Source organism: Salinivibrio sp. MA427 (genome assembly GCF_001996115.1).
Classification (GTDB): domain Bacteria; phylum Pseudomonadota; class Gammaproteobacteria; order Enterobacterales; family Vibrionaceae; genus Salinivibrio; species Salinivibrio costicola.
Genome location: NZ_MUFH01000364.1, coordinates 1 through 2,148 on the forward strand (window position 1 = coordinate 1; position 2,148 = coordinate 2,148).

At 50.6% G+C, this 2,148-nt stretch carries 2 protein-coding genes; one reads left to right on the forward strand and one right to left on the reverse strand.

Annotated features, from left to right (window positions below; translation table 11 throughout):
- Window positions 1-85: 85 nt before the first annotated feature.
- Entirely contained in the window at window positions 86-919 is an 834-nt protein-coding gene (cysE, locus tag BZG79_RS14490; protein WP_236719494.1) for a serine O-acetyltransferase, read from the forward strand.
- A gap of 90 nt (window positions 920-1,009) precedes the next feature.
- Here the strand turns inward: cysE and pfkA are convergent, their stop codons facing one another.
- Window positions 1,010-1,972 carry a 6-phosphofructokinase gene (pfkA, locus tag BZG79_RS14495; protein WP_025744227.1) on the reverse strand — a complete coding sequence of 321 codons (963 nt, stop codon included), beginning with the start codon at window positions 1,970-1,972 and terminating at the stop codon, window positions 1,010-1,012.
- Window positions 1,973-2,148 lie beyond the last annotated feature (176 nt).

Below are 2,148 nucleotides of genomic sequence, written 5' to 3' on the forward strand. Positions count from 1 at the left end.
GGGTGAGAACCGCGCGTTTTTTTTATACACTGGCACGGTAGGGGAACGTCCCAGTTGCCGGTGATTTTTGATAAGGATGAAGGCAGTGAATCAGGCTAAAAAAGAATGCCAACAGAACCGTGTGTGGCAAGCGGTAAAAACAGAAGCACGCGAACACTCAGAGCGCGAGCCCATGTTGGCCAGCTTTTACCATGCCACAATTATCAAGCACGATAATCTCGCCAGTGCCCTGAGCTATATTTTGGCCAATAAATTGTCGACGCCGTCGATGCCGTCGATGGCGGTGCGAGAAGTGATTGAAGAAGTGTATGCCAATGATGCGTCGGTGGCTGAATCGGCTGCCTGCGATATTTGTGCCACGGTAGAGCGGGATCCTGCGGTGGAACTGTACTCCACGCCCTTACTGTACCTAAAAGGATTTCATGCCTTGCAAGGCTTCCGTGTGGCAAATTGGCTGTGGCACCAAGGTCGCAAAGAGTTAGCGACGTACCTACAAAACCAAATTTCAGTGACCAGTCAGGTGGATGTTCATCCGGCGGCCACTATCGGACGTGGGATCATGTTTGACCACGCCACGGGGATCGTGATCGGTGAGACGGCGGTGATCGAAGATAATGTTTCTATCTTGCAAGATGTTACTCTCGGCGGGACCGGAAAAGAAGGCGGTGATCGCCATCCAAAAATTCGGACCGGTGTGATGATCGGCGCCGGTGCGAAAATCCTTGGCAATATCGATATTGGCGAGGGCGCGAAAATTGGATCATGCTCTGTGGTGCTCAACCCTGTACCGCCGCACACCACGGTGGCGGGCGTGCCGGCTAAAATCGTTGGGCGCCCGAGTTCACATATGCCCTCACTGGATATGGATCAAGAGTTTAACGGCTCACACAAAACGTTTATCTCTGGGGACGGCATATAACTGCTTTGACGCCAATCCACAAAAAAAACGGAACCGCACGGTTCCGTTTTTTGATCGCCATGCGCTAATCAGCGCAATATCGCGAGCGGCTTAGAACAGTTTTTCTGCCACTTCGTAAAGATCATCACGGAATGGGCGCTTCATGTTTTCAATGGCATCAATGATGTCATGGTGAACCATTTTGTCATTTTGAATCCCGACACAGCGTCCGCCTTCGCCGTTTTGCAGCAGGTCGACCGCATAGGCACCCATGCGCGAAGCAAGGATACGGTCAAATGCGCCTGGCTGACCGCCACGCTGAATGTGGCCCAAAATGGTCGCACGTGTTTCGCGGCCAGTTTCGGTTTCGATGAACTTCGCCAGTTCATTAGCATCGGTCATTAGCTCTGTAATCGCGATGATCGCGTGCTTTTTACCCTTGTAAATGCCTTCTTTCACTTTGGCAAGCAGCTTGTCTTTATCAAGACCAATTTCCGGTGTGATGATGTATTCACAGCCGCCAGCAATCGACGCCATTAAGGTCAAGTCACCGCAGTGGCGCCCCATGACTTCGACAATAGAGATCCGCTGATGCGACGAGGAGGTGTCACGCAAACGGTCGATAGCGTCGATCACTGTGTTCATCGCGGTCATATAGCCAATGGTATAATCGGTACCGGCGACGTCGTTATCAATGGTGCCTGGCAGGCCAATACAAGGATAGCCCATCTCAGTCAGTTTTTTCGCGCCCATGAACGACCCGTCACCACCGATAACCACCAGTGCATCAATGCCGTGCATTTTTAGATTTTGAATGGCTTGCTCACGTACTTTTTCGTCAGCAAACTCGGGGAAGCGAGCTGAACCTAAAAAGGTTCCGCCGCGGTTAATCACGTCAGATACGCTTGTTCGGTTTAGGCGTTCGATACGGTTTTGATGCAAGCCAAGAAACCCGTCATAAATACCGTAAACTTCTAATCCTTCGCTCAATGCGCTGCGAACCACACCGCGAATCGCTGCGTTCATACCTGGCGCATCACCGCCACTGGTCAAAACACCAATTTTTCTAACCATGGTTACCCTCTGACTGTTCGTCACTTATTTCGTGCCGATTGCGGAAATGGCAACCTGCTTGCCCCAGTGAACCCGCAATGACGCTTGCTTAAACTGTAATTTTCCTACTTCTGTAATAGTATTACAATTACTGTAGAAAAAAAGTTGATACATGTCAGCCCGATGAGCTTTTGTTC